This window comes from Paenibacillus sp. Soil766 (assembly GCF_001428105.1).
GTDB lineage: Bacteria > Bacillota > Bacilli > Paenibacillales > NBRC-103111 > Paenibacillus_E.
This window is the reverse complement of record NZ_LMSJ01000010.1, coordinates 26,383-49,575: the sequence shown is the minus strand read 5'-3', so window position 1 is coordinate 49,575 and position 23,193 is coordinate 26,383. Positions and strand designations below refer to the sequence as shown.

20 protein-coding genes are annotated in these 23,193 nt (G+C 48.3%); 13 read left to right on the top strand and 7 right to left on the bottom strand.

Annotated features, from left to right (window positions below):
- From ltrA to ASG89_RS08445, 4 genes are all read left to right on the top strand, one after another.
- On the top strand, window positions 1-1,123 hold a 1,123-nt coding region (ltrA, locus tag ASG89_RS08460), incomplete at its 5' end, for a group II intron reverse transcriptase/maturase (RefSeq protein ID WP_057310163.1).
- A 546-nt stretch (window positions 1,124-1,669) separates the two neighbouring features.
- Window positions 1,670-2,641, top strand: coding sequence for an ornithine cyclodeaminase family protein (locus ASG89_RS08455; protein ID WP_057310162.1), 972 nt, complete (start codon window positions 1,670-1,672; stop codon window positions 2,639-2,641).
- A gap of 12 nt (window positions 2,642-2,653) precedes the next feature.
- Window positions 2,654-3,814 carry a dipeptidase gene (locus tag ASG89_RS08450; RefSeq protein WP_057310161.1) on the top strand — a complete coding sequence of 387 codons (1,161 nt, stop codon included), beginning with the start codon at window positions 2,654-2,656 and terminating at the stop codon, window positions 3,812-3,814.
- Window positions 3,805-5,949: a CocE/NonD family hydrolase gene (locus ASG89_RS08445; RefSeq protein ID WP_157276567.1), complete on the top strand. Its 2,145-nt coding sequence runs from the start codon at window positions 3,805-3,807 to the stop codon at window positions 5,947-5,949. Before ASG89_RS08450 ends, ASG89_RS08445 begins: the two co-directional genes overlap by 10 nt.
- 39 nt (window positions 5,950-5,988) lie before the next feature.
- On the opposite strand, the gene ASG89_RS08440 is transcribed toward ASG89_RS08445, so the two are convergent.
- Window positions 5,989-6,648 carry a hypothetical protein gene (locus ASG89_RS08440; RefSeq protein WP_057310159.1) on the bottom strand — a complete coding sequence of 220 codons (660 nt, stop codon included), beginning with the start codon at window positions 6,646-6,648 and terminating at the stop codon, window positions 5,989-5,991.
- Window positions 6,649-7,532: 884 nt separating this feature from the next.
- On the opposite strand from ASG89_RS08440, the gene ASG89_RS08435 reads away from it, so the two are divergent.
- The 5 genes from ASG89_RS08435 (at window position 7,533) to ASG89_RS08415 (ending at window position 14,739) form a co-directional block, all read left to right on the top strand.
- Complete coding sequence (locus ASG89_RS08435) at window positions 7,533-9,272, top strand: methyl-accepting chemotaxis protein (RefSeq protein WP_057310158.1); 1,740 nt, start codon at window positions 7,533-7,535, stop codon at window positions 9,270-9,272.
- Window positions 9,273-9,412: 140 nt separating this feature from the next.
- Complete coding sequence (locus ASG89_RS08430) at window positions 9,413-10,168, top strand: GTP pyrophosphokinase family protein (protein WP_057310240.1); 756 nt, start codon at window positions 9,413-9,415, stop codon at window positions 10,166-10,168.
- Between the two features lie 79 nt (window positions 10,169-10,247).
- Complete coding sequence (locus ASG89_RS08425) at window positions 10,248-10,472, top strand: hypothetical protein (RefSeq protein WP_056611059.1); 225 nt, start codon at window positions 10,248-10,250, stop codon at window positions 10,470-10,472.
- Window positions 10,473-10,476: 4 nt separating this feature from the next.
- The gene (locus tag ASG89_RS08420) at window positions 10,477-10,911 is read left to right on the top strand and encodes a DUF6526 family protein (protein ID WP_057310157.1); all 435 of its coding nucleotides are present in this window, start codon (window positions 10,477-10,479) and stop codon (window positions 10,909-10,911) included.
- Window positions 10,912-11,061: 150 nt separating this feature from the next.
- Entirely contained in the window at window positions 11,062-14,739 is a 3,678-nt protein-coding gene (locus tag ASG89_RS08415; protein WP_057310156.1) for an Npt1/Npt2 family nucleotide transporter, read from the top strand.
- Window positions 14,740-15,393: 654 nt separating this feature from the next.
- Here the strand turns inward: ASG89_RS08415 and ASG89_RS08410 are convergent.
- The 5 genes from ASG89_RS08410 to ASG89_RS08390 all read right to left on the bottom strand — a co-directional run bounded on the left by ASG89_RS08410 (window position 15,394) and on the right by ASG89_RS08390 (window position 19,704).
- The gene (locus tag ASG89_RS08410; RefSeq protein WP_414813254.1) at window positions 15,394-16,332 is read right to left on the bottom strand and encodes a FecCD family ABC transporter permease; all 939 of its coding nucleotides are present in this window, start codon (window positions 16,330-16,332) and stop codon (window positions 15,394-15,396) included.
- 53 nt (window positions 16,333-16,385) lie between these two features.
- Window positions 16,386-17,408, bottom strand: coding sequence for a FecCD family ABC transporter permease (locus tag ASG89_RS08405; protein WP_057310154.1), 1,023 nt, complete (start codon window positions 17,406-17,408; stop codon window positions 16,386-16,388).
- Window positions 17,409-17,412: 4 nt separating this feature from the next.
- Entirely contained in the window at window positions 17,413-18,387 is a 975-nt protein-coding gene (locus ASG89_RS08400; RefSeq protein WP_057310153.1) for an ABC transporter substrate-binding protein, read from the bottom strand.
- Window positions 18,388-18,490: 103 nt separating this feature from the next.
- Window positions 18,491-19,294, bottom strand: coding sequence for a helix-turn-helix transcriptional regulator (locus tag ASG89_RS08395; protein ID WP_057310152.1), 804 nt, complete (start codon window positions 19,292-19,294; stop codon window positions 18,491-18,493).
- A 116-nt stretch (window positions 19,295-19,410) separates the two neighbouring features.
- Window positions 19,411-19,704 (bottom strand): hypothetical protein, encoded by a 294-nt coding sequence (locus ASG89_RS08390; RefSeq protein ID WP_056611039.1) that lies wholly within the window; start codon window positions 19,702-19,704, stop codon window positions 19,411-19,413.
- Between the two features lie 232 nt (window positions 19,705-19,936).
- Between ASG89_RS08390 and ASG89_RS08385 the strand changes: the two genes are divergently transcribed.
- From ASG89_RS08385 to lepB, 4 genes are all read left to right on the top strand, one after another.
- A complete protein-coding gene (locus ASG89_RS08385) occupies window positions 19,937-20,398 on the top strand; it encodes a hypothetical protein (RefSeq protein ID WP_057310151.1) in 462 nt (153 codons plus the stop codon).
- A 74-nt stretch (window positions 20,399-20,472) separates the two neighbouring features.
- The gene (locus tag ASG89_RS08380; RefSeq protein WP_057310150.1) at window positions 20,473-21,255 is read left to right on the top strand and encodes a hypothetical protein; all 783 of its coding nucleotides are present in this window, start codon (window positions 20,473-20,475) and stop codon (window positions 21,253-21,255) included.
- Window positions 21,224-21,901: a hypothetical protein gene (locus ASG89_RS08375; RefSeq protein WP_157276566.1), complete on the top strand. Its 678-nt coding sequence runs from the start codon at window positions 21,224-21,226 to the stop codon at window positions 21,899-21,901. The genes ASG89_RS08380 and ASG89_RS08375 overlap by 32 nt, the downstream gene beginning before the upstream one ends.
- Before the next feature lie 36 nt (window positions 21,902-21,937).
- Complete coding sequence (lepB, locus tag ASG89_RS08370) at window positions 21,938-22,495, top strand: signal peptidase I (RefSeq protein WP_057310148.1); 558 nt, start codon at window positions 21,938-21,940, stop codon at window positions 22,493-22,495.
- Between the two features lie 40 nt (window positions 22,496-22,535).
- Here the strand turns inward: lepB and ASG89_RS08365 are convergent, their stop codons facing one another.
- Window positions 22,536-23,183, bottom strand: coding sequence for a response regulator transcription factor (locus ASG89_RS08365; protein ID WP_321166486.1), 648 nt, complete (start codon window positions 23,181-23,183; stop codon window positions 22,536-22,538).
- Between the last annotated feature and the right edge of the window lie 10 nt (window positions 23,184-23,193).

Sequence of the window (23,193 nt, the reverse complement as noted above, 5' to 3'; positions counted from 1 at the left end):
CCAATGGGACAATCTTCACGAAGCATGGCTAGCGGTAAAGAAGAATCAAGGCAGTGGCGGAATCGATGGAGTAAGTATCGACATGTTCGAGAAGAACACAGACATAAACTTAAAGGAACTCCAAAGGTTACTGCAACAAGATCGGTACAAACCTGATCCTGTCAGGCGACACTATATCGAGAAAGAAAACGGAAAGCTAAGACCGTTAGGGATTCCAACAATCCGAGATCGCGTATGCCAGCAGGCTGTACGTCAAATCATCGAGCCGATCTTTGAACAAGACTTCTATTACTACAGCTTTGGTTTTCGCCCTGGATACTCGGCGCACCAAGCCATACAAACGATTCGACGTGCAAAACGCGGCGGATATAACTACGTGGTTGACCTCGACATTATGTCCTTTTTCGACGAAATTCCGCATAAACTGCTGATGGAAAAGGTGCGTGAACGAATAACCGATGGTAGAGTGCTGACGCTCATTCGCGGATGGCTTACCGCAGGAGTCATGGAAGATGATCAGTTCCATGAAACGGTAGTCGGGTCTCCACAGGGCGGTGTCATCAGTCCATTACTTGCGAATTTGTATCTAAATCACTTCGACTGGGAGATGAAGGAGAAAGGGTTCGCTGTAGTCAGGTATGCCGACGATGCTGTTATCCTATGTAAAACAAAGGAGCAAGCAGAAGAAGCATACCAGACTGCAAAAACCATTCTAGAAGGGGAGCTTCAGTTAAGGATGCATCCTGAGAAAACGAAAGTGGTGCAATTCGATGAAGGATTCCGTTTTCTAGGATTCCATTTTTGGAAAGAATACCTCATCTTGCCAAAAGGAAAAGTGAAGAAGTACAAGGAGAAAGTTCGTGAGATCACTCGAAGGCAACAAGGAAACAACCTCGCAGAAATGATTAAGAAGTTGAATGAAGTGTCACGAGGATTTGGTAACTATTTCGGGATAGGGAACGTAAAGAAGAAGTTTCAACGCTTGGATGAATGGATGCGTATGAGGGTGCGAGCCTTTATGCGCAAAAAGAAGTCTACAGTTTCTAACTCGCTAATTCCAAACAAAATGTTGGAAACAGCGGGTTTGGTATTTCTAACAAACTTACTCACCACACGTTTCTAATTCAGGTGTGAAATATGCAACTCGGTGACGGGTGAAGAGGACTCACTCCTGAAGATGGGGAACTGACGAAGGAAAGCCGTGTGCGGGAAATCCGCATGCACGGTTTGATGGGGAGTCCGAGGAAGTAATCCCTCGTCTTACCCTACTGAGTCAGATGAATGGTGGTGACTGGAAGTGTCGTAACTATAGGGAGCTTCCGGGCAATAGATGGATTTTATACAGTTATATTTCAGGATTTTTCCGATTAAATGCCTGATAGATGGAAAATCTACAGTTAATATTATGCAGTTAGTCGATATGAACGAGGAAAGTTAATTTTAACTACATATTTTCCAGTTAAATCGAGTTTTTGAAAGAATTTTTCGATAATAGATTGATATTTTCCAGTTAAGACTGTAGGGGGCAGCAAAGGCAACACCAGCACCAGCACCAACACCAACACCAACACCCTAGTATCACGCTCTCTGGTAACCCAAGTTTCCCCCACGACACTGGACTTTGCTATAATAAAAAGAACTACATATAAGCAGGTGATGTCCCATACTAGTGATCAAATCAACCGAAGTGCAAGAGCTGCTTGCGATGTCAGCCTGTATCGAGATTATGGAGGCGGTCCTCACCGATTTGGTGAATGGACATGCCGTGCAAGCACTACGTTCCGTTGTTCCGCTGGAAGGCGGCAATGTAATGGGGCTGATGCCGACGTATTTAAAAAGAGATGAGAAGGTTGGCGCCAAGGTGATCACCGTATTTCCGGGGAATCATGGAAACGGCTTTCCTTCGCATCAAGGCTTTGTCTCACTGTTCAATTCGACCAATGGTCAATTGGAGGCGATTGTGGATGGCACCCGAATCACCGCCATCCGTACTGCAGCGGTCAGCGCAGCAGCAACGAAGTTGCTGGCTAAGCCCGAGGCCGCGACCCTTGCCGTGATCGGCACGGGCGAGCAGGCCCGGACGCACATCGAGGCGATGCTGCTGGTGCGCCCGATCACGAAGATCAAGGTATGGGGGCCGAACCCAGCCCATGCCGACAGATTGAGAGCCGAGACGGCAAGCCGCTATCCGGCTGTCCTCGTCTCGTGTGCACCAACCGCACAGGCAGCTGTGGCAGATGCGGATATCATCTGCACGGTGACGGCGTCGACGACGCCGATCGTGCAGGGCGCTTGGATCAAGGAAGGCGCGCATGTGAATGCCGTCGGCGCCTGCCGAGCCAGAGACCGCGAGCTCGATACCGAGCTGGTGCGCCGAGCTGAGCTGTTCGTGGACCGCACGGAATCCACCGTGAACGAAGCGGGTGATTACCTGATCCCTCTGCAGGAGGGAGCGATTGGGGAGGGCCACATTTTAGCTGAAATAGGTGAGCTGTTGGTTGGTGCGAAAGAGGGAAGACGCTCTGCCACGTCCATCACGTTATTTAAATCATTAGGGCTTGCTTGCGAGGATCTGGCGGCGGCCACATACATCTATCAGGAAGCGATTCGCACGCACAAAGGAACCCACATTGACTTCTAGGAGTGAGCATCGATGAACGCGACAGAGGGACTATATCCTTTTAACCTTACATTAGAGCAAGAGGCAAGCGCACGGGAGCTGCATGAGAGCTCGATTATAATAGATCTTTTGTTCCAGGGACCGCTGTCCCCTAAGGCGATTCCAGAGGCGATTTCCGAGAGCATTCGTGAGGCATGTGAGCCTTATAAAGAGGATGCATGGACATACAGCGCGATGCCGAGCAAAATCATTCACGACATGGCGGCTCGCGGAGAAATCTCCGAGTTCAAAGATGAGTGGTACCGTTCGGGCATCACGGCAGGTAATCGTCAGTTAGATGTATCTAGTGTGGACAAAATCCTGATCAGCATGGGCGACATTCAGCGTCAATTCGACGCGAACGAGTGGCTTGTGAAAGCTGTGACGGCGGAGCAGATCCGCGCAGCGAAGCGGGACAACTTGAAGGCAGGAATCGTTACCGCGCAGGAAACAGACGGCTTAGGCAAAAATCTCGAGCTGCTCGAGGCGATGTACAATTTTGGGCTGAGAGTGCTGCAGCTTACCTATAACAATCAGAATTACATAGCTTCCGGCTGTGCGGAAGAGGCGAATGGCGGCGTGAGCAAGTTCGGTATGCGTTTCATTGCAAAAATGAATGAGCTAGGCATCCTCGTCGATACGAGTCATTGCGGCAAACAAACGACACTAGATGCGTGCCGTCTTTCTACAGCGCCAGTGATCGCTTCGCACACGGGTGTTGAGGTGATTTACAACCATATGCGCTGCAAAAGCGATGAAGAATTCCAGGCCATCGCCGCAACGGGCGGCGTGATTGGCGTGTTTGCGATGCCGTGGTTCGTCCACGGGGATCCGAATGATACGACGATTGAGCATGTGCTCGATCACATGGATTATCTCGTCCGACTAGTCGGGGTGGACCATGTCGGCATTGGCACGGATTGGCCGATGAGTGATGTGGCGTGGTCCTTGGTCTATTTTAAAGAGCACATTGCGCCTCGCATTGGGTTTGCCAAAGGGGATGGACCCTCGACGGAAACGGTAAAGGGGCTGGAGAAATATAGCTATTTTATTAATTTTACGCGTGGTTTGGTGGCAAGAGGCTACTCGGACGAGGATGTTCGCAAAATGATGGGTGGAAACTGGCTGCGCGTGTTTGAAGCGGTGTGCGGATAGGAGATGGCGGAGTGAGAGAGCAATGGACGAGCAGTTATAAGCTGTATGCGGCTGGTGTGTATGAGGGAACGATTCGGTTTACGGAGAGCGCGATTATGCATGCCAAGGTGGATTCACGTCGGCGGACGCAGCTGCAGGAGAATGTGCTGTCTGAGCAGGCAGGCTTTATTATTCCTTTGCACAAAATTAAGGGTAATCAGTCCCACTATGCAGTAGCGGAGTGGCAGGGCGAATCCATTACGCTAGGGAACGGTGAGCTGTATCAGAAACATATCCAGTACACGGGTGAAGTAGCGGGCAGAGAGGTCGTTGCGCAAGTATGGGCTTTGCGTAAGGATACCGCGCTTGATATCGTGACCGTGGATGGCTGCGTGGTGGCATTCGTGGCACCGAATCGCTATGGTATGGAAGTGCTGGTCGTGGACGGTTATGAAGCGGTGACACCGCTTGTGGAGTATGCGGATTCGCTGCTTTCGGAGGCACGGTATGGGGTGAATGACCTCGGAACGGACTTGGTCCCGATGCGCGATGGCGTTCGTTTGGCAACGGATGTGTATTTGCCGGAGGGGGTAGCGCCAGGTATTAAGCTGCCAACGATTCTGATCCGCACGTGCTATGACCGTAATCTGCGGAAGACGTTTTTCATGCGGTGGGCGAACAAAGGCTATGCCGTCGTCAACCAGGACGTTCGCGGGCGCGCCGATTCCGAAGGGGAGCTCGTACCGTTCTTCTATGAGCGTGACGATAGCTCGGATACGATCGATTGGATCATCGCGCAGGACTGGTCCGACGGTAACGTCGGTATGTGGGGCGCGTCGTATTTGGGGTATGTGGTTACCGCTGCTGCGACTAGCGGGCACCCGAACTTGAAGGCCGTCGTGAACGAAGTGAACGTCGGTTCGCCGTTCGTTGATACAGTGCGCAAGGGCGGTACCGTGTGTTCGTGGCCTTTGCTATGCTGGACACTGGCACAGTCGGTGGGGACGCGGACGGATTTTGACATCTTCGGGGGGCGGACAGTCAGCCCAGAGAAAGCCGTTGATGCGAGGCCGATTCGCGAGATACCGCAGCAGATGATCGGGAAAGCTTCGGGACCTTGGGATCTGTGGAGCGAGCATCCGGATTATGATGATTTTTGGCGCAATTGTACGTACAGCGAGCGCGGGGATCAAGTGAAGGTGCCGATGTTCGTCATTTCGGGTTGGTACGATGGCGACAGTGCAGGCGTATCTGAGACGTGGCGAATGCTCACCAAGCACGATGTGCCGAACCGCAAAATCTGGCTCGGCCCCTGGGAGCACGGCCCGAATCGCACACGTGATCTGCTGGACACCAGCTTCGGCAACGATGCCGTTGTGTATAACTACGATGTGAACGTGCTGCGCTGGTTTGATCGGTTTTTGAAGGGCATTGCCAACGGCATCGAGCAGGAGCCACGGGCTCGTTATTACGTGGTCGGCACCAACGAGTGGCGGACCTCGGATGATTGGACGCCGAGCGAGGCGACGGCGACGAGGTGGTTCTTGGGCAGCGGCGGGCGAGCCAACTCCAGTTATGGAGATGGCGTGCTAACGCTGGCGGGTGGCGCGCACGTGGAAGGCGAGTCGGACACGTTCGTGTACGACCCGGAGGAGCCCGTGGCGGACAGCGGCGAGCGCGAGCCGGAGAACATGCGGCGGCATGAGCTGCGCAGCGACATCCTCGTGTACACGAGCGAGGTGTTGGCAGAGGCTGTAACCGTGGCGGGCGAGCTGTCTTGTGAGCTGTACGCGTCGAGCAGCGGCGTCGACACGGATTGGGTTGTGACCTTGAGCGACGTGGACCCGAAGGGGAACTCGATCAAGCTGTCCAACTATATCGTGCGCGCGAAGTATCGGAACGGCTTGGACGTGCCGGAGCTGCTCACGCCAGGGCAGGTGGAGAAGTACGATATTTTTATGCAAAATATCGCACATACCTTCCCGGTCGGGCACCGCTTACGCTTTACGGTGACTTCGTCCAGCAAAATGATTGCGTTCCCCAACACAAACACAGGCTTGAATCCGTATGCGGATCCGCAGCCTGTTGTGGTGACGCAGAAGATTTACCACTCGGAGATGTATCCGAGCCATGTGAAGCTGCCGATTTTAGCCTAGGCATGGGAAGAAAGACACCTCGTTGGGGTGTCTTTTTTGCTAGGCATGGAGGGTAGGCACCAGTTGAGTATTCGACCTTTTCGTCATATGCAAAGTGCGATGAATCATCACGATATATACAATGTCCGCAATCGTGGTAAGCCAACACAGCAGCAATAATAAGATGGAGTCCGGATACAGCGAGTAGCAGAGCACAGATGCGCACAAGGTGCCGATCATTTTGTAGTAGGCGATGTAGATCGTCTGGCCTTTGAGGCCCTGTTTAAAAAGTAGCTGTATAAACAGGACTGACATCATTAGATTGATGCCAAATGCCGTGTATTTCCCCTCTTGATCGTGGAATTCGACAATCATCCCGACGTGGAGCAGCAGAGAAATAACAAGCAAAGAGAAGATCGCAGGCAGGAGCAGGCGGGGCGGAAACTGGCGTTTAGCAAAGTAGACACCTTGGAACAATATGACACAATCGAGCAGGAACCAGACCAGCGAAATGATCATCTGCAGCGGATGAAACGGCATCACGAATGCAAAAAGAAACTCCCAAGTAATATTAGCGCAAATAGCTGGCAGCGGCATACCACAGGCGCGATCCTTAAACCCTTGGATAATGATGAGGATATAGGTGATTGTCCAAAAAATAGCTAGTCCATATTGCAGGAAAAGCTCCATTTGATTAGACAGCAAGTGTTGCATCGCCATAGTGGAAAAGCACATCCTTTCGAGGGTGTCTCTTTCCATTTCTATGTACAACCTGCGGAAAAAAGAAGAGGCATCTTGTCTTCTCTTACGATTAGGATGATAGGGGAACGCAGAAGTGTAATTCAGGGGTTGGTGGGCTAGCAAGCTGGGGCAGATGACACGTGTGGAGGTTAGGCTGAGGAGGCGCTGAGAGTGGGGTGGTGGTGGTCTTGGTGGCGACTGAGGGTGGAAGAGTGATTAATGTAAGAGTAGTTGAAGGGAAAGGCGAACTGGTGTGAACGGTAATACTGGTGGCGACAGAGGTTGGATGAGTGAATAAAGTAAGAGTAGTTGGTGGTGAAGGAAGAATGATGATCGGAAGGGATAGGGAGGTAGACATCTGGCTGAATAGGAAGGTTGCCGTAGGGTAGGTGAGTTTGTTTTGCATAATAGATGTAAAAAGTACATCTATTTTACGCGATTTCAGCTGAAAGTGTAAAATAAATGGAAAATATGTAGTTAATTTTGCACTTATCCGCCAATTGAAGTGAATTGCTCGAATTTAGCTGTAGGAAATCCAGTTATTCTATAAAATCGGCTAGTTTTTATAAAGTTAACTGTACTTTTTACAGTTAACTGTCTGGGTGCCCTGCTAGCGCATCCCGTCCGCGCGCTCCGTCCGCGCATCCCGTCCCGGCGCTCCGCCGCACTCCGCATTCCCTCCCCGCCAACTTCACAACCACTCCCACCACTTCTTTGAACGTTTTGTGACCAGAATTGGATAAATGTTAGTTGAACTCATACCGAGTTAATAGTTTCTATTGAATTCTCTTTACATTTTGCCGATAAGATAGGCTTGGGATGAGAGAGAGAGTTTCCATAAATTGAAATTTCGGAGGATTTAGATGCAAGCGACAGCTAGATTAGAAGAGTGGATGAGACGTACGCAGGTGAAAATGAATTTGAAGCAAAAACTGATTGGTTCCTTTGCAATCGTTCTACTGTTTATGGGTATTTTGGGCATTACCGATATGGTAAGAATGAAAAACATGAAGCAGGATATAACGGAGATTGCTCAGAACTGGATGGCCGGAACGCAGCTCATCCAAGAATTCAGTTATTTGACGGAGCATTTTGCTAAGGACCTCGTAGGTGTTCATAATCAGAAGGATGCTTCAGTGAAGTTAGAGTTAACGCGTGACATTCAAGCGACGATTACCAAAGGTGATAAGGCGATAGACAGCTACAGCAAGACATTAGCTAATGAAGAAGATGAGAAGAATTACAAGATGATTCTAGAACATTGGGGCAATCTAAAAAGCAACTATATTAAGTATAGTAAGGCAACAGACGAGATTGAATTAATTCGGCTCAATGACGAGCTAACACAAAGTTATAATTTTGTACAAACGATATGTCGCAAAATGGTTGCCTTTAACCAACAGGGTGCAGATGAAAGTGTGGAAAAGAATGCATCTTCCTATCATAGCAGTATCATAAGTGGTATTAGTCTTCTGATCGTCGCTGTATTGTTATCCGTTGCGATTACGTGGGTCATTGTCCGTAACATTACCAGACCCGTTATTGCCGCCTCTCGTGTGCTAGATCGTATGGCAGAAGGGGACCTGACGGTTTCGGAACTGCGTTTTAATAATAAAGACGAAATAGGCGTCCTTGTCACAGCGGTGAATGGTATGACGCGTCAAATGCGCGAGGTCATGGGCCGTATGCAGGAATCCTCCAGCGCAGTGGCATCTTCTTCGGAGCAGTTATTTGCCAGCTCGGAGCAAAATAGTGAAGCCTCCCAGCATGTCGCTGTGGACATTCAAACGATTGCCGCAGAAGCGGAAACACAGCGCATCAATGCGCTGGAGTGTGCCCGCGCCATGGATGAAATCGCAGTTGGCGTGCAGCGTATTGCTGAGACGACGTCGGATGTATCGGATCTATCGATCAACGCATCCGTACAAGCACGCAACGGTCAAGCCGACATTCACCATGTGACGATGAGCATGAACGCATTGAGCAGCACGGTGACACAGGCGAACCAAACGATTCACCAACTGGCTGAGCATTCCCAGAATATCGGGAAAGTCTCGCAAATGATAGGTGAGATCGCGACCCAGACGAACCTCCTCGCCTTGAATGCGGCGATTGAAGCTGCTCGTGCGGGTGAAGCGGGCAAAGGCTTCGCGGTTGTTGCGGAAGAGGTCCGCAAGCTCGCTACACAAACGGGTGAGTCGGTTGGCGCGATCCGAGGTGTGGTCACCAGCATACAACAGAATACGCAAGAGGCGGTCAAAGCGATGGATGCGGGGCTTGCCGAGGTGCACAAGGGGCTCCAATCCGTCGATCGTACGGAGCAAAGCTTCCAAGCGATCGTTCGCTCCGCAGACGAAGTAGCTGCCAAAATTCAAGAAACAGCAGCGGCTGCACAGCAAATGGCTGCAAGTTCTCAGCAAGTCTCCGCAACGGTCACGAACATGGAGCATGTAGCGAAGATGACTTCGGAGTTGTCGCAGAGTGTGGCTGGAGCCACCGAAGAACAGCTGGCTTCTTCTCAGGAAGTAACGTCCTCTTCCCAGATGCTCGCTAGCATAGCCCAAGATTTACAAGACGTAATTAATACGTATAAAATGAACTAATATACATACAACAGACACTTAAGACACCCTAGTGGTGTCTTTTCTCATCGCTGAATTTGCTTCGAGCGATCTCCATGATTTAAACTAGCAAAGCATGGGAAAATAACCATAACCAAAGGATGGAATTTCGTATGAATATGATGACGAGTCAGTTTTCGATGAATGATTTGAAAAAGTTTAAACACGACATCACACGCTTCATGATGACCTATAAGTTCGCGCTGGATGAAATGGAGACAAGGATCGATATCCTCGTTCAAGAATTCGAGATGCTGCATGAATATAACCCGATTGAACATACGAAGTCTCGGTTGAAATCGCCGGAAGGGATTTTTCAAAAGCTGATGAGAAAAGGTGGAGAACTCTCTTTTGAAGGCATAAAGGGCAGTGTGAAGGACATTGCGGGTCTCCGTATTACATGCTCCTTCGTCTCCGATATTTATGTCATTTCTAAAATGCTGAGAAATCAGAATGACCTTCATATTTTGAGCGAAAAAGATTATATCAAAAACCCGAAACCTAATGGCTACCAAAGCTTGCATTTGCTCATTGAAGTGCCTGTACATATGTCGGACCGTGAAGAGCGCGTCTGTATGGAAGTGCAAATTCGTACGATTGCCATGGACTGTTGGGCAAGTCTCGAGCATAAGATATTCTATAAATTTAATGAAGGCAACCAAGCTGTACCTGCCCGTCTCTTAGAAGAGTTAAAGCAAGCAGCGGCCTCCGCGGCAGCACTTGATTCACAGATGGAACGGCTGCATGCCGAGATCAGTGTGATTAAGGAAGAGCAGGCGGATATTGCCGAGGATGCCTTGAATCAGATCATGATAAGCAATCAGAAGTTTGAGTTGCCCAAAGCACTGCTGGCTCTCATGAGCGAAGAAGAGTCCTAGGTGGCAGATGAAGGTAATTGGGTGATGTAGGAGTTTTCGTGCTATAATGGAAGGATCGGATTGAGAAGGGTGCGAAAACATGCAATCATTTGAAGACTGGAATCAAAAGGTGAAGACAACGTTCAACGCGACTAGCAATGAAGCGGTACTCACGGTAATGGAAGCGGGTAAAATCTTAGGTCTATCCAAAGATCAGATGAAGCAATATGTGGACAAAAACAATTTGACGAAAGTGCCGATCATGCGAAGTGTGCACCGTTATCTATTATTAGAGAGTGAGATTACTCAGATTGTGGGGAAATAAGTAGATGAAGGTTCAGAATTATGTCAATCATCGACGTATGCATCCGTTGTTTCACTATGTATTTTCATTGCTGGCATTAGGCTTAGTGGTCCTATCCATTATGCAGCTTGTGAATGCCTTGCAGGCCAACGATCAGGTTCTGCCAGCAATCATCTATGTTCTCATAGCTGTTATTGTGGTTGTGATCTTTTTGCTTATTCGTTCCTACCCAATCAAGGCGCAGGATCGGGCGATTCGGGCTGAAGAGAACCTTCGACACTTTGTGCTGACACAGAAGCTGCTAGATAAGAAGTTGACGATGGGACAAATTACGGCTTTGCGGTTTGCATCGGATGAAGAGTTTCCTGCACTTTGTAAGAAGGCAGCAGCAGAGCGGTTGACTCCGGATGCGATTAAGAAAGCAATTCGCAGCTGGAGAGGCGACAATTTTAGAATATAAATGTTATTTTAAGAAGACACATCCACGGATGGTGTCTTTTTTTGTATTTTTCTACGTTATTTTGTTGAAAATGTAGTTATTTTTTCCTAGGACTTCTGATACAATTTTAAGTGAGAATCATGTTCGTTTAAATGCAGAATGAGGTGTCGTGTGAGTAGCTCTATTAGTAAAACGTACCGTTCCTTTTTAGATAAAATGACAGAGGATAAGAAGGAATACAGGAAAGTATTTCTGTTATTTGCTTATTTGTTCTTCGTAGTATCGGCATCAACGATCGGACGAACAGCGGCGGATACACTCTTCTTGAGTCGGTTCGACAATTCGTATTTATCTTTGATGTACTTGCCGCAGGCACTCGTCATGATTACGGCAGGTATCGTGTTCCAACGTTTCTCTCCCAAGGTGCGCTTAGAAACACTCCTCAAGCTGATGATTCCACTGATCTCGACCTTCGTACTGATCTCTAGATTCGGGGTTGGCCTGGAGCTGCGATGGGTGTTTCCCGTCATTTATATCGGCTATGATGTGTTCAACTTTCTGATGATCGTCTGCTTCTGGCAGTTCGCTACATCGGTGATGGACCAGCGTAAGGCGAAGCAAATGATCGGTCTCGTAGGTAGCGGGGGGATTATGGGCGGGATTTTAAGCGGATTCGGGCTGAAAGTCCTTGTTCCACTCGTCGGAACGGCGAATTTGATCTATGTGTATGCCGGACTGCAATTACTCGGTCTTGTCGTTGTGTTTGTCATCTTGGCCATGACCAAAGATCTTGGTGATTCAAAGCCAGCGCAGGCACGCAAAGCCGCATCGAAGTCGTCATCTGTTCAGCAAAAAGGCGGGCTTTTCGCGAATGTGCCGCATCTCAAGTATGTCGCAATTTTGGCTGCTGCGCTCGTTGTTTCCCTAACCCTAATTGATTATCAATTCAAAGTTATTCTGCGTGGCACCTTGCAAAACGAAGCATTAGCCGGCTTCATGGGAAGCTTCTACGGCTTCTCGGGGTTGATTGCCCTCGGTGTGCAATTGTTCGTGTCAGGGCGTGTGATTACGCGGTTCGGCGTGATGACAGCTCTGTTAATTTTCCCGATTGCACTCTTCGCGGGAAGTCTCGGCATACTCGTATTGCCTGTCCTTGCTATGGCGGTTGTTGTCAAAGGAAGCGATAAAGTCGTCGGGGACACGATTTACTCCTCGGTCAGTCAATTAGTGATGTTCCCCGTTCCTCCGGAATGGCGGAATAAAGCGAAGGGTTTTTTGGATGGCATTGTCCGCAACGGTGCCAAAGGACTTGCAGCCATCTGCCTTCTCCTCGTTACACGATTCGTAGCCCCTGAGAAGTTGAGTTATATCGTGTTAGTATTGCTCGTTGTGGGGATTTTTGCGGGCATCAAAGTAAAGAAAGCGTACTTGACGACGCTCTTGTCCAATCTCAAAACAGGCGGCGACGACCTGCAAAAAGTCGAGCTTAACCTCATGGATTCCGTGACCCGGCAAATCTTGATCGATGCATTGAACGGTTCGGACAAGGGGCAAGCGCTGTACGCGTTCGGTCTTTTGAAGGAGACAAGCTCATTTGACTTAACTCCGCATTTAGACAGTTTGTTGCGTCATTCCATCCCTGAAATGCGTTTAGAAACCTTGGCGTACGTGGAGATGAAGGTTCCGGAAGGTTTCGAACCTATTCTCCAGGAACAGATAGCATCTGAGCATGTACAAGTTAGAGCCAAGGCGATTATCGCTCTCTCCGCATATGCAGAAGAGGACTATGTTGATGAGATTACTGTGCATTTGGATGACCCATCAGTTGAGGTTCAAGCAGCAACGATTGCTGGTTTAGTCAAATATTATAGTATTGAAGGCATGTTCCGCGCGGTTGGGAAGCTGAAAGATATGATGGAAAGCGGACACGAAGAGGAACGGATCGCCATGGCCGCGTTATTCGGACAAATCCGTGTGAAAAACTTCTACAAACCACTCATCTCTCTTTTGCAGGACAACAGTCCGTTGGTTCGAATTCGGGCATTGGAGTCCGCAGCTATTCTGCACGTGCCTCCGTTACTTGTACCGATTATTGGTATGCTAAAAGATAGCAAAACCCGGCGCTACGCCATAGACGCGCTCGCCGCGTACGACGAAGATGATGTGCTGCTACAGCTGGCGCCATACTTGGAGCAGCAGGAAATCAGCTTGTATTTGCCTGCGGTTTTTGAACGCATGGGTACCCAACGTGCGATGGATATGTTGTTTGCTTGCTATGAGGCAGCGCCTTACGCCTTGCGTGACCGTATCTTGGAGTCTTTGCAACGGATGAGCAAGCAGCTGCTTCAGCCGGATAGCAGCAAGGTGGAGGCCTACATCTTCCAAGAGCTTACGCTGTACGCACAGTTCGCTGAGCATGGTGCATGCGTTGTTGGCGTAGATGACTATGCGGAAATAGAGAAGATGATCGACGAAATTCGTACGGCGATTACTCGGCGTGTGTTTCTATTGCTGGCGCTTCTGAAAGATGGGCAAACCATGCAGGCCGTGTTTCTGGATTGGTCGGAAGGGGATTCGCGTCAGCAGGCCAATGCCGAAGAGGTCATTGATCAGACGCTGCAAGGGACTTTGCGTACAGAGATGGCCAAATTCATGGCAGGTTCCCGCAAGCTGCCCAAGGTAGCCGCAAGCAAGGTCGAGCTTAATCTGCATTTGAGCTGGCTAGCCGAGCAAGGTGATGAATGGCTGACTCCAACGATTCAGTACCATACACTTCGAAAGTCGGAGACAGTGGTGAACGCCGAGCTCGCAGATCTTATGCATCGGGTGCAATTGCTTCGCCGTGTTTCGTTATTCCAAGGTCTCACAAGTAGAGACTTATCTGTAATCGCCAAGCGACTGCATAAAATGACTGCCGAACAAGGCAATTTGATCATTAAAGAGGGCGATCCAGGCGATTCCCTAATGCTGATAGACGAAGGTCGGGCAGGCATTTATCGCAATAAGCAGCTCCTCGGTGAGCTGAATCTCGGCGATTGTTTCGGTGAGATGGCCATTCTTACGAACAGTGCGCGGACGGCAACGATTAAAGCGGAAGAAAACATGGTGCTGTGGCGTCTGGATTCGTCCGTGTTCTACGACATGATGTTCGATCAGACGAGCATTGCCGTTGAAATGATGAAGCTTCTTTCGCGCAGACTGCGTTCGGAGCTGGAGCGGGGTCAGGGGAAAGGGCAGGCTTCAGTGGTGGAGCAAGTAGAAGAGCAGGCGGGAGATCAGGGGCAAGCTCTGGTGGAAGGTCAAGGAGAAGTGCAAGAGCAAGTGCAAGAGCAAGGAGAAGATGGGAATGAAGCTGCTCGGTCAGAGCTTGTTCTTGCTCAGGCGGAGGCTGCCGCAGCGTCATTACAGGAGCCCCAGGCTGCGACGGAATTGACGAGGGATGAAGTGATATTACGCCGAATCCTCGTCTTGCAAAAAATCGATCTCTTTGCCCATCTGGGCCCGAATGACTTCATGTGGCTGGCTCAAATGGTCGAGGAAGTTGCCTATGAGCCTGGAGAAGCCATCTGCCGTGCGGGTGACTTCGGAGATACGATGTATGGTATCATCGAGGGCAGTATCCGCGTCCATCGCGGTAGTGAGGAGTTCGCGCTGTTGGGAGAAGGCGCGTTCTTCGGCGAAATGGCCATCATCGACAGTGGTCCTCGATCAGCAGATTGCACAGCGAAGGACTCAGCCGTGCTGCTCCAGCTGCACCGTGACCTCGTGCTGAGCTTCTGCTTCCAGAACATCGATGTACTTCGCAGCATGATGCGCGTTATTGCGGATCGGCTGCGAGGCATGATCTAGCTTGTAATAAGAAAGAATGCCAACCGTGTGAATGGAGTATTGAAATATCCATCTAACCCAAAAATATTGCCAGACAGGTATCTACGGGTGCAGTTACAATTGTGTGTCACCCTTGTAACAAAACAAGTAGACGATTAACCTGTTCAAAAGTATCTCGCATAATCAACGATTTTGCGGGCTCTGCGGAGAAAGCTGAAAATTGCAATATGAAGCAGTAGCACACAACATAAAAAGATCGCCCGCCAGCTTGCGAAGTTTGCAAGGTTGAGGGCGATCTTTTTTAGTTAACACGAAGATAAGACAACGTGGGAAGGGATAAAAAGCTCATTAGACACGAATAACTGGATTTTCTCCATCTAATTGAGCTCTGTTTCACGCTTTTGAGGGATTAGAGGTGTTTTCTACAGTTAATTCTCTGGTTTCAACCAGATTCTTCGAAATTCCAACGAATTAGCTACATGTTTTCCAGTTATTCAGCAGAAACGAGTGAATCCATAAGAATTAACTGTAGTTTGTACAGGTAAAGATGAAGATAAGGTTGAAGTGGAGGCATTTCACGTGAATGCCTCGTCCATATTAGCTAGTTTGACACAAAAGCAGCTTAAGAAGCGCAAATGAACCAAAGGTAGCGATAGGAGTTAATTATGGAATTCCTTACCGCCGCCGCCGCTCGCGGCGCAGCAAGTAAATAAAGTACGGCGTCCCGATGACCGCCGTCATAATCCCCACGGGGACCTCTCGTGGGAGAATAATGACGCGGCCGACTAAGTCGCCGAGCAGCATGAGATCTGCGCCGATCAAGGCGGCGAGCGGGATCAACCACTGGTGCCGGCCGCCGACGAGGCTCCGCGCAATATGAGGCGCGATCAGGCCGATGAAGCCGATCGCTCCGACAGCCGACACGGAGATGCCGGCTAGGGCTACTGCGAGCAGCAGCAGCCAGAAGCGCTGCCGCCCAATCCGCACGCCCAGTGCGGCGGTCATCTCGTCACCAAGCTGAAACACGTTCAGCTTGGCGAAGTTCGCCCATACGATGGGCAACAGCACGGCAATCCACGGCAGTAAGCTGTACACGTTGTTCCAGCTGCGGTTCCATAGGCTGCCGGATAACCAAAGCAGCGCCGCATTGATGTCACTGGGATGGCGAATAATTAAATACTGGATGCCAGCCTGAAAGATCGACCCAATCGCAATGCCCACTAGGGCAAGATGGGAGGGACGCAAGGTTAACCGGCGACTTAACAGGAGCAGCATAAGGAAGGCAGCGAATGCTCCAACGAAAGCGGCAATCGGTAAGTAATAGCTTGGCAGCTTAGGGAACAAGAAAATGACCCCGGCGGCCATAAAGCCAGCCCCTTTGGTAATCCCGATCACATCGGGGCTCGCTAAGGGGTTTCGAATGACGCTTTGGAGAATCACGCCGCCAACGGCTAGTCCAAAGCCGGCTAATATAGCAACCAGTATACGGGGCAGGCGCAATTGGTGAACGATAAAATACGAAGGATGCTTCGCATCCGTAAGAGCTGCCCATACATCGCGATAAGGAATGCGAACCGCGCCGACATGCGCATAGATGATAGCTAGGACGATCATCAGCGCAAAAGCTGTAATCACCGAAATAACGGGGATACGCCATGTTTTCAGAGTCATCCTCGTGCCCTCCGTTGCTTCAGTGCTAAGTATATGAAAAACGGAGCGCCAATCAATGAAGTTACGATTCCTACGGGTGACTCGAACGGAAAGGCAATAAATCGGCTAAGAAAATCAGCATATAACAGTAGAATACCGCCAAATAAAGCCGTTAACGGACCGAGTACGACCAAATTGGTTCCCACCAAAGCGCGTGCAATATGCGGAACGATGAGGCAGACGAAGCCAATGGGACCACATAAGGCAACTGCGGAGCCTGCGAGCACAATGACGAGCAGCACACTGATACCACGTACGAACGTGATGCGCCCGCCAAGCCCCGTCGCAATCTCATCATCGACAAGCAGCAGTTTAAACGAAGGGAGCATGAACGCAAACAGCAGCATACCTCCTATAAAAAACGGAAGGATCACGCTCACTTCAGTCCAAGCGGCTTGACTGAGAGAGCCTACCAGCCAGAAAATCATGCTGTCAGTCGCATGTTGATTAAGAATAATGACCCCTTCCGTTAGTGAAGACAGGAGGAAGTGGATTGTAATGCCAGCGAGCGCAATATAGACGTATTGTTTGCTCCCCGTTCCAGCGAGTGACCAGACCAGTAAGGCACCTAGGGCAGCGCCGACAAAGGCGAAAGCAATCAACCCCATATTGCCGAAATGTGGCAGGAACACAAGTCCAACTACAACCGCTAAAGCACCCCCCGCATTGATGCCGAAGATGTGGGGAGAAGCTAGCGGGTTTTTGGTCGTGAGCTGGGTGAGCAGCCCAGCGAGCCCCAGCTGCATCCCCACGATGCATGCCATGATGGCGCGCGGTAAGCGCAGCGTTTGGATATACAGATGGGTCTTATCACTGCCTTGATAGGTCACAGCTTCATACAATGTGTGCCATGACACGGGGGATTGGCCCCATTTTAAACTAGAAATAATCCCAATGAGCATCGCTAGTAGACTCGCAGAAAATAGGAAGAGCAGAGGCCATTTACGGCTCTGCTTCTCAAGGTTAAGGGGTTTGTTCATCGAACTACTGCCTCAAATTCTTCACGATATCGTCGAGGATTTTCTCTGACCCGATCATGCCACGGGATAAGGACCAGTCACGTCGCTCTACAGTGAATACTTTTTTGTTAGCTACAGCATCAATTTTCTGCCATAGTGGATTCTTTTCCCATTCTTGCACGATGGTAACTTTCTCAGTCGGCATCACGAATAGTACTTTTGGATTCGCCTCAACCAATTGTTCGAGGGTTATCTGTGGATAAGCTGTCGCATTTTTAACCGGATCATTGTACCCAAGCATAGAGAGGAAGGAGCCGCTGTATGCATGATCCGAGTGAGCGAAGAAACCTTTGGGATTCACAACCGCAGGGAGTACGCTAATATTCGATGCGGCAAGCTTCTTTTTCATCGCTTCAACTTTCGTTTGGTGCTCAGCTAGGCGCTTTTTGCCTTCTTCAACTTTACCAACGGCTTGTGCGATAATGCCTACGTTCTTAAGCATTTGATTGTAGTCCGCTTGGAAGTCATCCAAGACAAGGACAGGTGCAATACCTTTGAGCTGTGGAATCGCAGCTTTATGTTTATTAATATCAACGATAATTAGATCTGGTTTAAGGGAAGAAATAAGTTCAATGTTAGGCTCGTAGCGTGAACCGACGGATGTGTAAGTTTTCAGCAAAGCTTTTACGGAGTCCATCAAAAGGTCTGGGGAGCTATCGTCCGCAACACCGATCGGCTGTACGCCAAGAGAGACAAGGATGTCTGTGAAGCCGAATTCCATAGCTACGATACGTTCAGGTTTTTTAGGCAATTCAACCGTGCCCACCGCATCTTGAACAGTTATCTTTCCATCTGCTTTAGCGGCAGGGGTTGGGCTAGCAGCTGCTGGTGTCGTTGTTGCAGCTGATTCGGTATTCGTCGTTTTGCCACAAGCAGCAAGGCTTAGTGCAAAAACGCTGATCAGTGCGATAAGGCTAATACGAGTAAAAAGGGATTTCATTTCAGCATTCCTCCGTGACAATGATTATTATTCTCAATGAGTATAATACCGAATAATAAAGGGATAGAACATGTCCAATATGCAGATCCGACATGTCTTAATTTTAGATTTTGGGGTGGCGAATCATATATTCGGAGGGCGTACAGCCTGTCTTTTTCTTGAAAACTTTGCTGAAATGGAAGTAATCGATGAATCCAACACGGCTCGCAATCTCTTTGGCCAGCAGATCGGTCTGCTGAAACATGATCTTCGCTTTCTCAATACGCAGGGCATACAAGTAGCTCATCAGCGTTGTTCCTGTCATCTTTTTAAACAAAACCGTAAAATACCCCACGCTCATTCTCGCACGCCGGGCCAGCATAGGTAAGGTAAGTTCAAGCATGTAATGCTCATTGATATAGGAGATCGTTCCCTCGATCGATTCGGAAGCTGACTTTTTCTCATGAGTTAAATCCGATTCATGTAGATAGATAAATAAGATGCGCTCTAACATCATTCTCATTCGCATAATATGCGTCGTGTCTTCACAGGCTGCTAATGGATCAAGGTCCTGCGTTCTTCGAATAATTTCATCTAGCATATAGTGAATTTTGATTTCGCTTAAGGTTGTGAGATGCCCTTGCAGGGTCCATTCATGCTCGTCTGGCACCATGGTATACGTAATAATGACGTAATCGACGATCTTCGTTCTGGGTACTTGAATGGTGTAGTCGCCTTGATCAGGATGACAAGCATAAGCTTGCGAGCAAATAAGGGGTTCATGGCTGTCGAAGTGTAGCGTGAGATGACCTTGGCGTACAATAACTAGTTGATATTTGCCAGGTGAACTTGTGACGGCTAAGGTGGACGAAGCCACTTGAATATGATTAATTAGCGGAACAAGCGGGATCATTTGATGGAAATTCACAGCGCATGAACTCCTTTCTAAGTAGCGTAGGTAGTAGTTTCATAGTGACATAAAAGCAGAACAGCAACAAGCCTTCGCTGACAAAAAAAGCACCCCGATTGGAGTGCCAAGCGCGATTACATCGCATACACACTTTTACTAATGATTTCCGGTAGTTCGGCACGCTGGGCAAGATACTGCTCAGGTGTGATGCTGCCATTGAACAGTCGCAACTGCAGCTGCTCCGTTAGCTCCGCTAATTGGAGTTCAATGACCTTCTGAACATCAACCTGGTTAGCTTTCGCGATATCGGCTAAAGAAAATCCGTTAACCTGTGCTGTATAAATGTCTTCCTCTGACGATAATTTCAGGACATGCAGTAAATCTTCTTTGATTGGTTTAGGATCACGTCTACGAATATGAATCTCCACCCCTACAGATCATGTACTCTATTGTATTCAGATGAGAGCCAAGTGGAATGGGGAGGTATCACTGAATTGCCGAGAAAATAGGGTTGTTTCTAGCACATGGTACGAAAGTATACCAACGGCTCCCGCGAAGGTAGTAGCCATAAATTATCCTTAAGGGCGAGGGCACAAATTGGATAACAAGATACAATTTGTATGTAAGCAAGCGCAGCTATCGAGGAGGTAAGTAATTGAAATGATACGAAAGACTCTCAAGTTGATGATCGTTTCTTTAAGCTTATCGATACCCCTCGCAATGGGTACAGCGGCTTATGCCTATACAGATGCAGGGTCAACCTTGCAGGTATGGGGGAAATTAGGCATACAACTTGATAAGCATGAGATCAGTGAAAAGCTTCAACAAAACACCGTTACTGCACTACAAACATTGACTCAAGTGAAGGATGAAGGTGTAGCGCATGCAGGAGCTCAGATCGAGCAGACTGCGGTGGATGCAGGTCACAAGGCTTCAAAGAGTATCGTACTAGCGCAACAAACTTACGAAGCTCAGCTCGACGGTATCGCGATCGAGTTGACCAAATCCAGTAGTGAAAATTTCAATATGTTTGTACAAGCCTCATCCAGTCGAATGAGTAAGGATCTCGAGGAATGGGCAAGTGAAGCGATTCAAGGGCTAACGGAACAGTTGAGCAACTAGCTTACAGCATGAGTTCTGGGTTCACACAAGGTGAACGCATTAAACAATAAAATATGATTAAGGGAGAATGAGAAATGATGAAATCATTGAAAAGCAAGTTGGCGATTGGTGTTGTAGCAACAAGTTTAGTAGCAGGTATGGGTACAGCCTTTGCAGCGAAAACAGATGCAGGTGCGCAACTGCAAACGTGGTATACCACAGCTTCTGGTTTAGCAAAAGCTGCAGTTACAGGCAATCTTAATACGTATTATGGTACGAAAACAGAAGAATTGAAAACAACGGTTACAACTGGAATTAATTCAGCTCGTACGAATATTGCCGCAACTGGAAGAGCTGAGTTGGCTGGTGCCAATAAAGCGATTAATGACCAAAATGGAGAGTATCTAGGACAAATCAATAGTGCAAAAACCGCTATTAACAACAGTATCGAAAATGAGTATGATTCTTTTGTAAGTACAACTAACGATAAAACAAATACCGATTTAGCTGCTGTTGGCGTAAAAGCTGAGAAGGATATTGCAAATGCAGTTAGAAATCATGAAAATTACTACTCCAACAATGTGCTGACACCTGGTGTAGCTACAACTAGCACCAAAGCACAAACTGATTTAAATACTGCAATTAGTACAACGAAATCAAATTTGAATGGCTCCATTACTACGCAAAGTGAAATAGCAGCAACAGAAGTAACTACGAATCTTAATAATACAATCGGTGCGCTAGAGACTCAACTTGCGAACTCAACTTCAGACAAACAAATTGCAGCTCAAGGAAGAATTTCCACGCTTGCTGATAAGCTTGAAGGCGATGCACTTGATGAACTAGATGCAATTGTCCAAGGAATTACAGCTCCATAATCGATACAAGCAGCCGGAGGTCCATCCGTGGATCTCTGGCTTTATATACGAATCAGAAGGAGTTGCCAGGGTGAAAAGTAGAATTGTGAAAAAACAGTTGTGGACAAAGCGTAAAATCGCTGTTGGAATTGTCTCTTTAACGGTTGTCATCTCAGCAACTACTGGAATTTCTTATGCGGATACAGATCTTGCAGGCGCAATGACCTCTTGGTTTGCGAAGAAAACAGATCAGGTTATGCAAAGCTTGGACAAATCCATGCAAACCGAGATCGCTGCACAGAAGGAATTGTTAAAGAAAGAATTACAACAACGACTTGAAGCTTCGTCGTTAAGTTTAGAAACCTATGCAGGTGAGCAGAAACAAATTCGTTTAGATACTTTGTCAGCATATGCGCAACAGTTACTGTCCCAGATGGATATTCATTCTGGTCAAGACCGCGAGCAACTGGTACGCAAGCTACAAGAAATCGTCATCAGTGCACAGGCAGCCATGGAAGACTTAACGAATAGCTATGTGCCTCCTGCTCTTGTATTTATAGATCCTCTTGTGATAAAGACTCCAAGTCCTATCACGGTGGTTTCTGATGTATATGGGCAACCACCCCTTCCAGAGTCAACCACAGTAACCGAGGTTACTTACCAATAATACATATACATTCTTGTGATCGAGGGGAATATCAGTATGGAAGAAGGCTTAATCGTTCACGTAGGTGCGAAGAAGAAGAAAAGTGAAGTGTGGGGTTGGATTCGCTTTAGTTTGCTCATGGCACTGCTCTTTCTTGTGATTCATAATGTGGCAGGGATTACGAAAGTGTCAGGTAATTCAATGAATCCATCGTTACAAAATGGGAATATACTGTTAATGAACAAACTTCCCCTGTTTTACGGTTCACCTAAGTACGGTGATGTTGTAGTGATTAAAGACGAGAGGCTCGGTTTCAATATTATTAAACGTGTCATAGGGGTGCAAGGAGACCATGTCCTTATAACAGATGGAACGATTTATGTAAACGGACAACCTCTCGCGGAACTGTACACCGTTGGTGAATCGGAAGATTTGAATGAACAAATCGTACCAAACGGCTATTTGTTCGTTGTCGGTGATAATCGCACACTAGGGGAAAGCAAAGATAGTCGGGATCCTTCTTTAGGTCCTGTTCATATCCAAGATGTAAAGGGATATGCAGCCGTTTCTCTATTTCCAATGCATAGAATTTCGATGCCGCTCGAATTGAAATAATGAAAGATCCGGCGGGGGTTCCCGACGGATCTTTGGCGTTCTAACGCTGAAGTTCAAACTGAACTAATCCCTTGGAGAGGGCATAAAGGGCTGCTTGTGTGCGATCTGATAAATCAAGCTTCGCCAAGACTTGACTCACATGCTTCTTAACCGTGAATTCAGTAATATACAGCGCGTTGGCGATTTCTTTATTCGAAAATCCCTTACCTAGGGCGAGCAGAACCTCAAGCTCTTTGGGAGTCAGATCGGATAGGACGTTTTCTTGATCCGCTGAGGTATTATCCTCCATGAAGGAGCTCATTAAATCAGGATCGTAGTATTTACGTCCACGAGATACGACCTCGATCGCATAGATGAGATCCTCAGGAAAGGCTTCTTTCAAGCAGATTCCCTCGATCTGTTGGGATTGGGCTAGCTGAAGCTCGCTTCGTGTGATGGAGGAGGTTAATATCATGAATTTGCAAGTATGTCCGGCACGACGGACTTCTTGGATCATGTCCAAGCCATTATCGCTCCCTAAATTCAAATCAACGAGGATGAGATCAGGTTTAGATTGTTCGAGGAGGCGTAGCGCTTCTCTGGTGCTGGCCGCTTCTCCGAGCACATGAATGAGTGGGCTGGATGAAACGATCGTACGAATGCCTTGTCGAACAAGCGGATGGTCATCGAGGATAATGATGTTTATCATGTGGTTACCC

What these genes read in the sequence shown, in the direction of transcription:
- ASG89_RS08450 (WP_057310161.1), top strand. Translation starts at nt 2,654, where the DNA reads ATGAACGCGACAGAGGGACTATATCCTTTTAACCTTACATTAGAGCAA.
- ASG89_RS08440 (WP_057310159.1), bottom strand. Translation starts at nt 6,648, where the DNA reads ATGGCGATGCAACACTTGCTGTCTAATCAAATGGAGCTTTTCCTGCAA.
- ASG89_RS08400 (WP_057310153.1), bottom strand. Translation starts at nt 18,387, where the DNA reads ATGAAATCCCTTTTTACTCGTATTAGCCTTATCGCACTGATCAGCGTT.
- ASG89_RS08430 (WP_057310240.1), top strand. Translation starts at nt 9,413, where the DNA reads ATGACGAGTCAGTTTTCGATGAATGATTTGAAAAAGTTTAAACACGAC.
- ASG89_RS08425 (WP_056611059.1), top strand. Translation starts at nt 10,248, where the DNA reads ATGCAATCATTTGAAGACTGGAATCAAAAGGTGAAGACAACGTTCAAC.
- ASG89_RS08405 (WP_057310154.1), bottom strand. Translation starts at nt 17,408, where the DNA reads ATGAACAAACCCCTTAACCTTGAGAAGCAGAGCCGTAAATGGCCTCTG.
- ASG89_RS08385 (WP_057310151.1), top strand. Translation starts at nt 19,937, where the DNA reads ATGATACGAAAGACTCTCAAGTTGATGATCGTTTCTTTAAGCTTATCG.
- ASG89_RS08380 (WP_057310150.1), top strand. Translation starts at nt 20,473, where the DNA reads ATGATGAAATCATTGAAAAGCAAGTTGGCGATTGGTGTTGTAGCAACA.
- ASG89_RS08365 (WP_321166486.1), bottom strand. Translation starts at nt 23,183, where the DNA reads ATGATAAACATCATTATCCTCGATGACCATCCGCTTGTTCGACAAGGC.
- ASG89_RS08420 (WP_057310157.1), top strand. Translation starts at nt 10,477, where the DNA reads ATGAAGGTTCAGAATTATGTCAATCATCGACGTATGCATCCGTTGTTT.
- lepB (WP_057310148.1), top strand. Translation starts at nt 21,938, where the DNA reads ATGGAAGAAGGCTTAATCGTTCACGTAGGTGCGAAGAAGAAGAAAAGT.
- ASG89_RS08375 (WP_157276566.1), top strand. Translation starts at nt 21,224, where the DNA reads ATGCAATTGTCCAAGGAATTACAGCTCCATAATCGATACAAGCAGCCG.
- ASG89_RS08435 (WP_057310158.1), top strand. Translation starts at nt 7,533, where the DNA reads ATGCAAGCGACAGCTAGATTAGAAGAGTGGATGAGACGTACGCAGGTG.
- ASG89_RS08410 (WP_414813254.1), bottom strand. Translation starts at nt 16,332, where the DNA reads ATGATCGTCCTAGCTATCATCTATGCGCATGTCGGCGCGGTTCGCATT.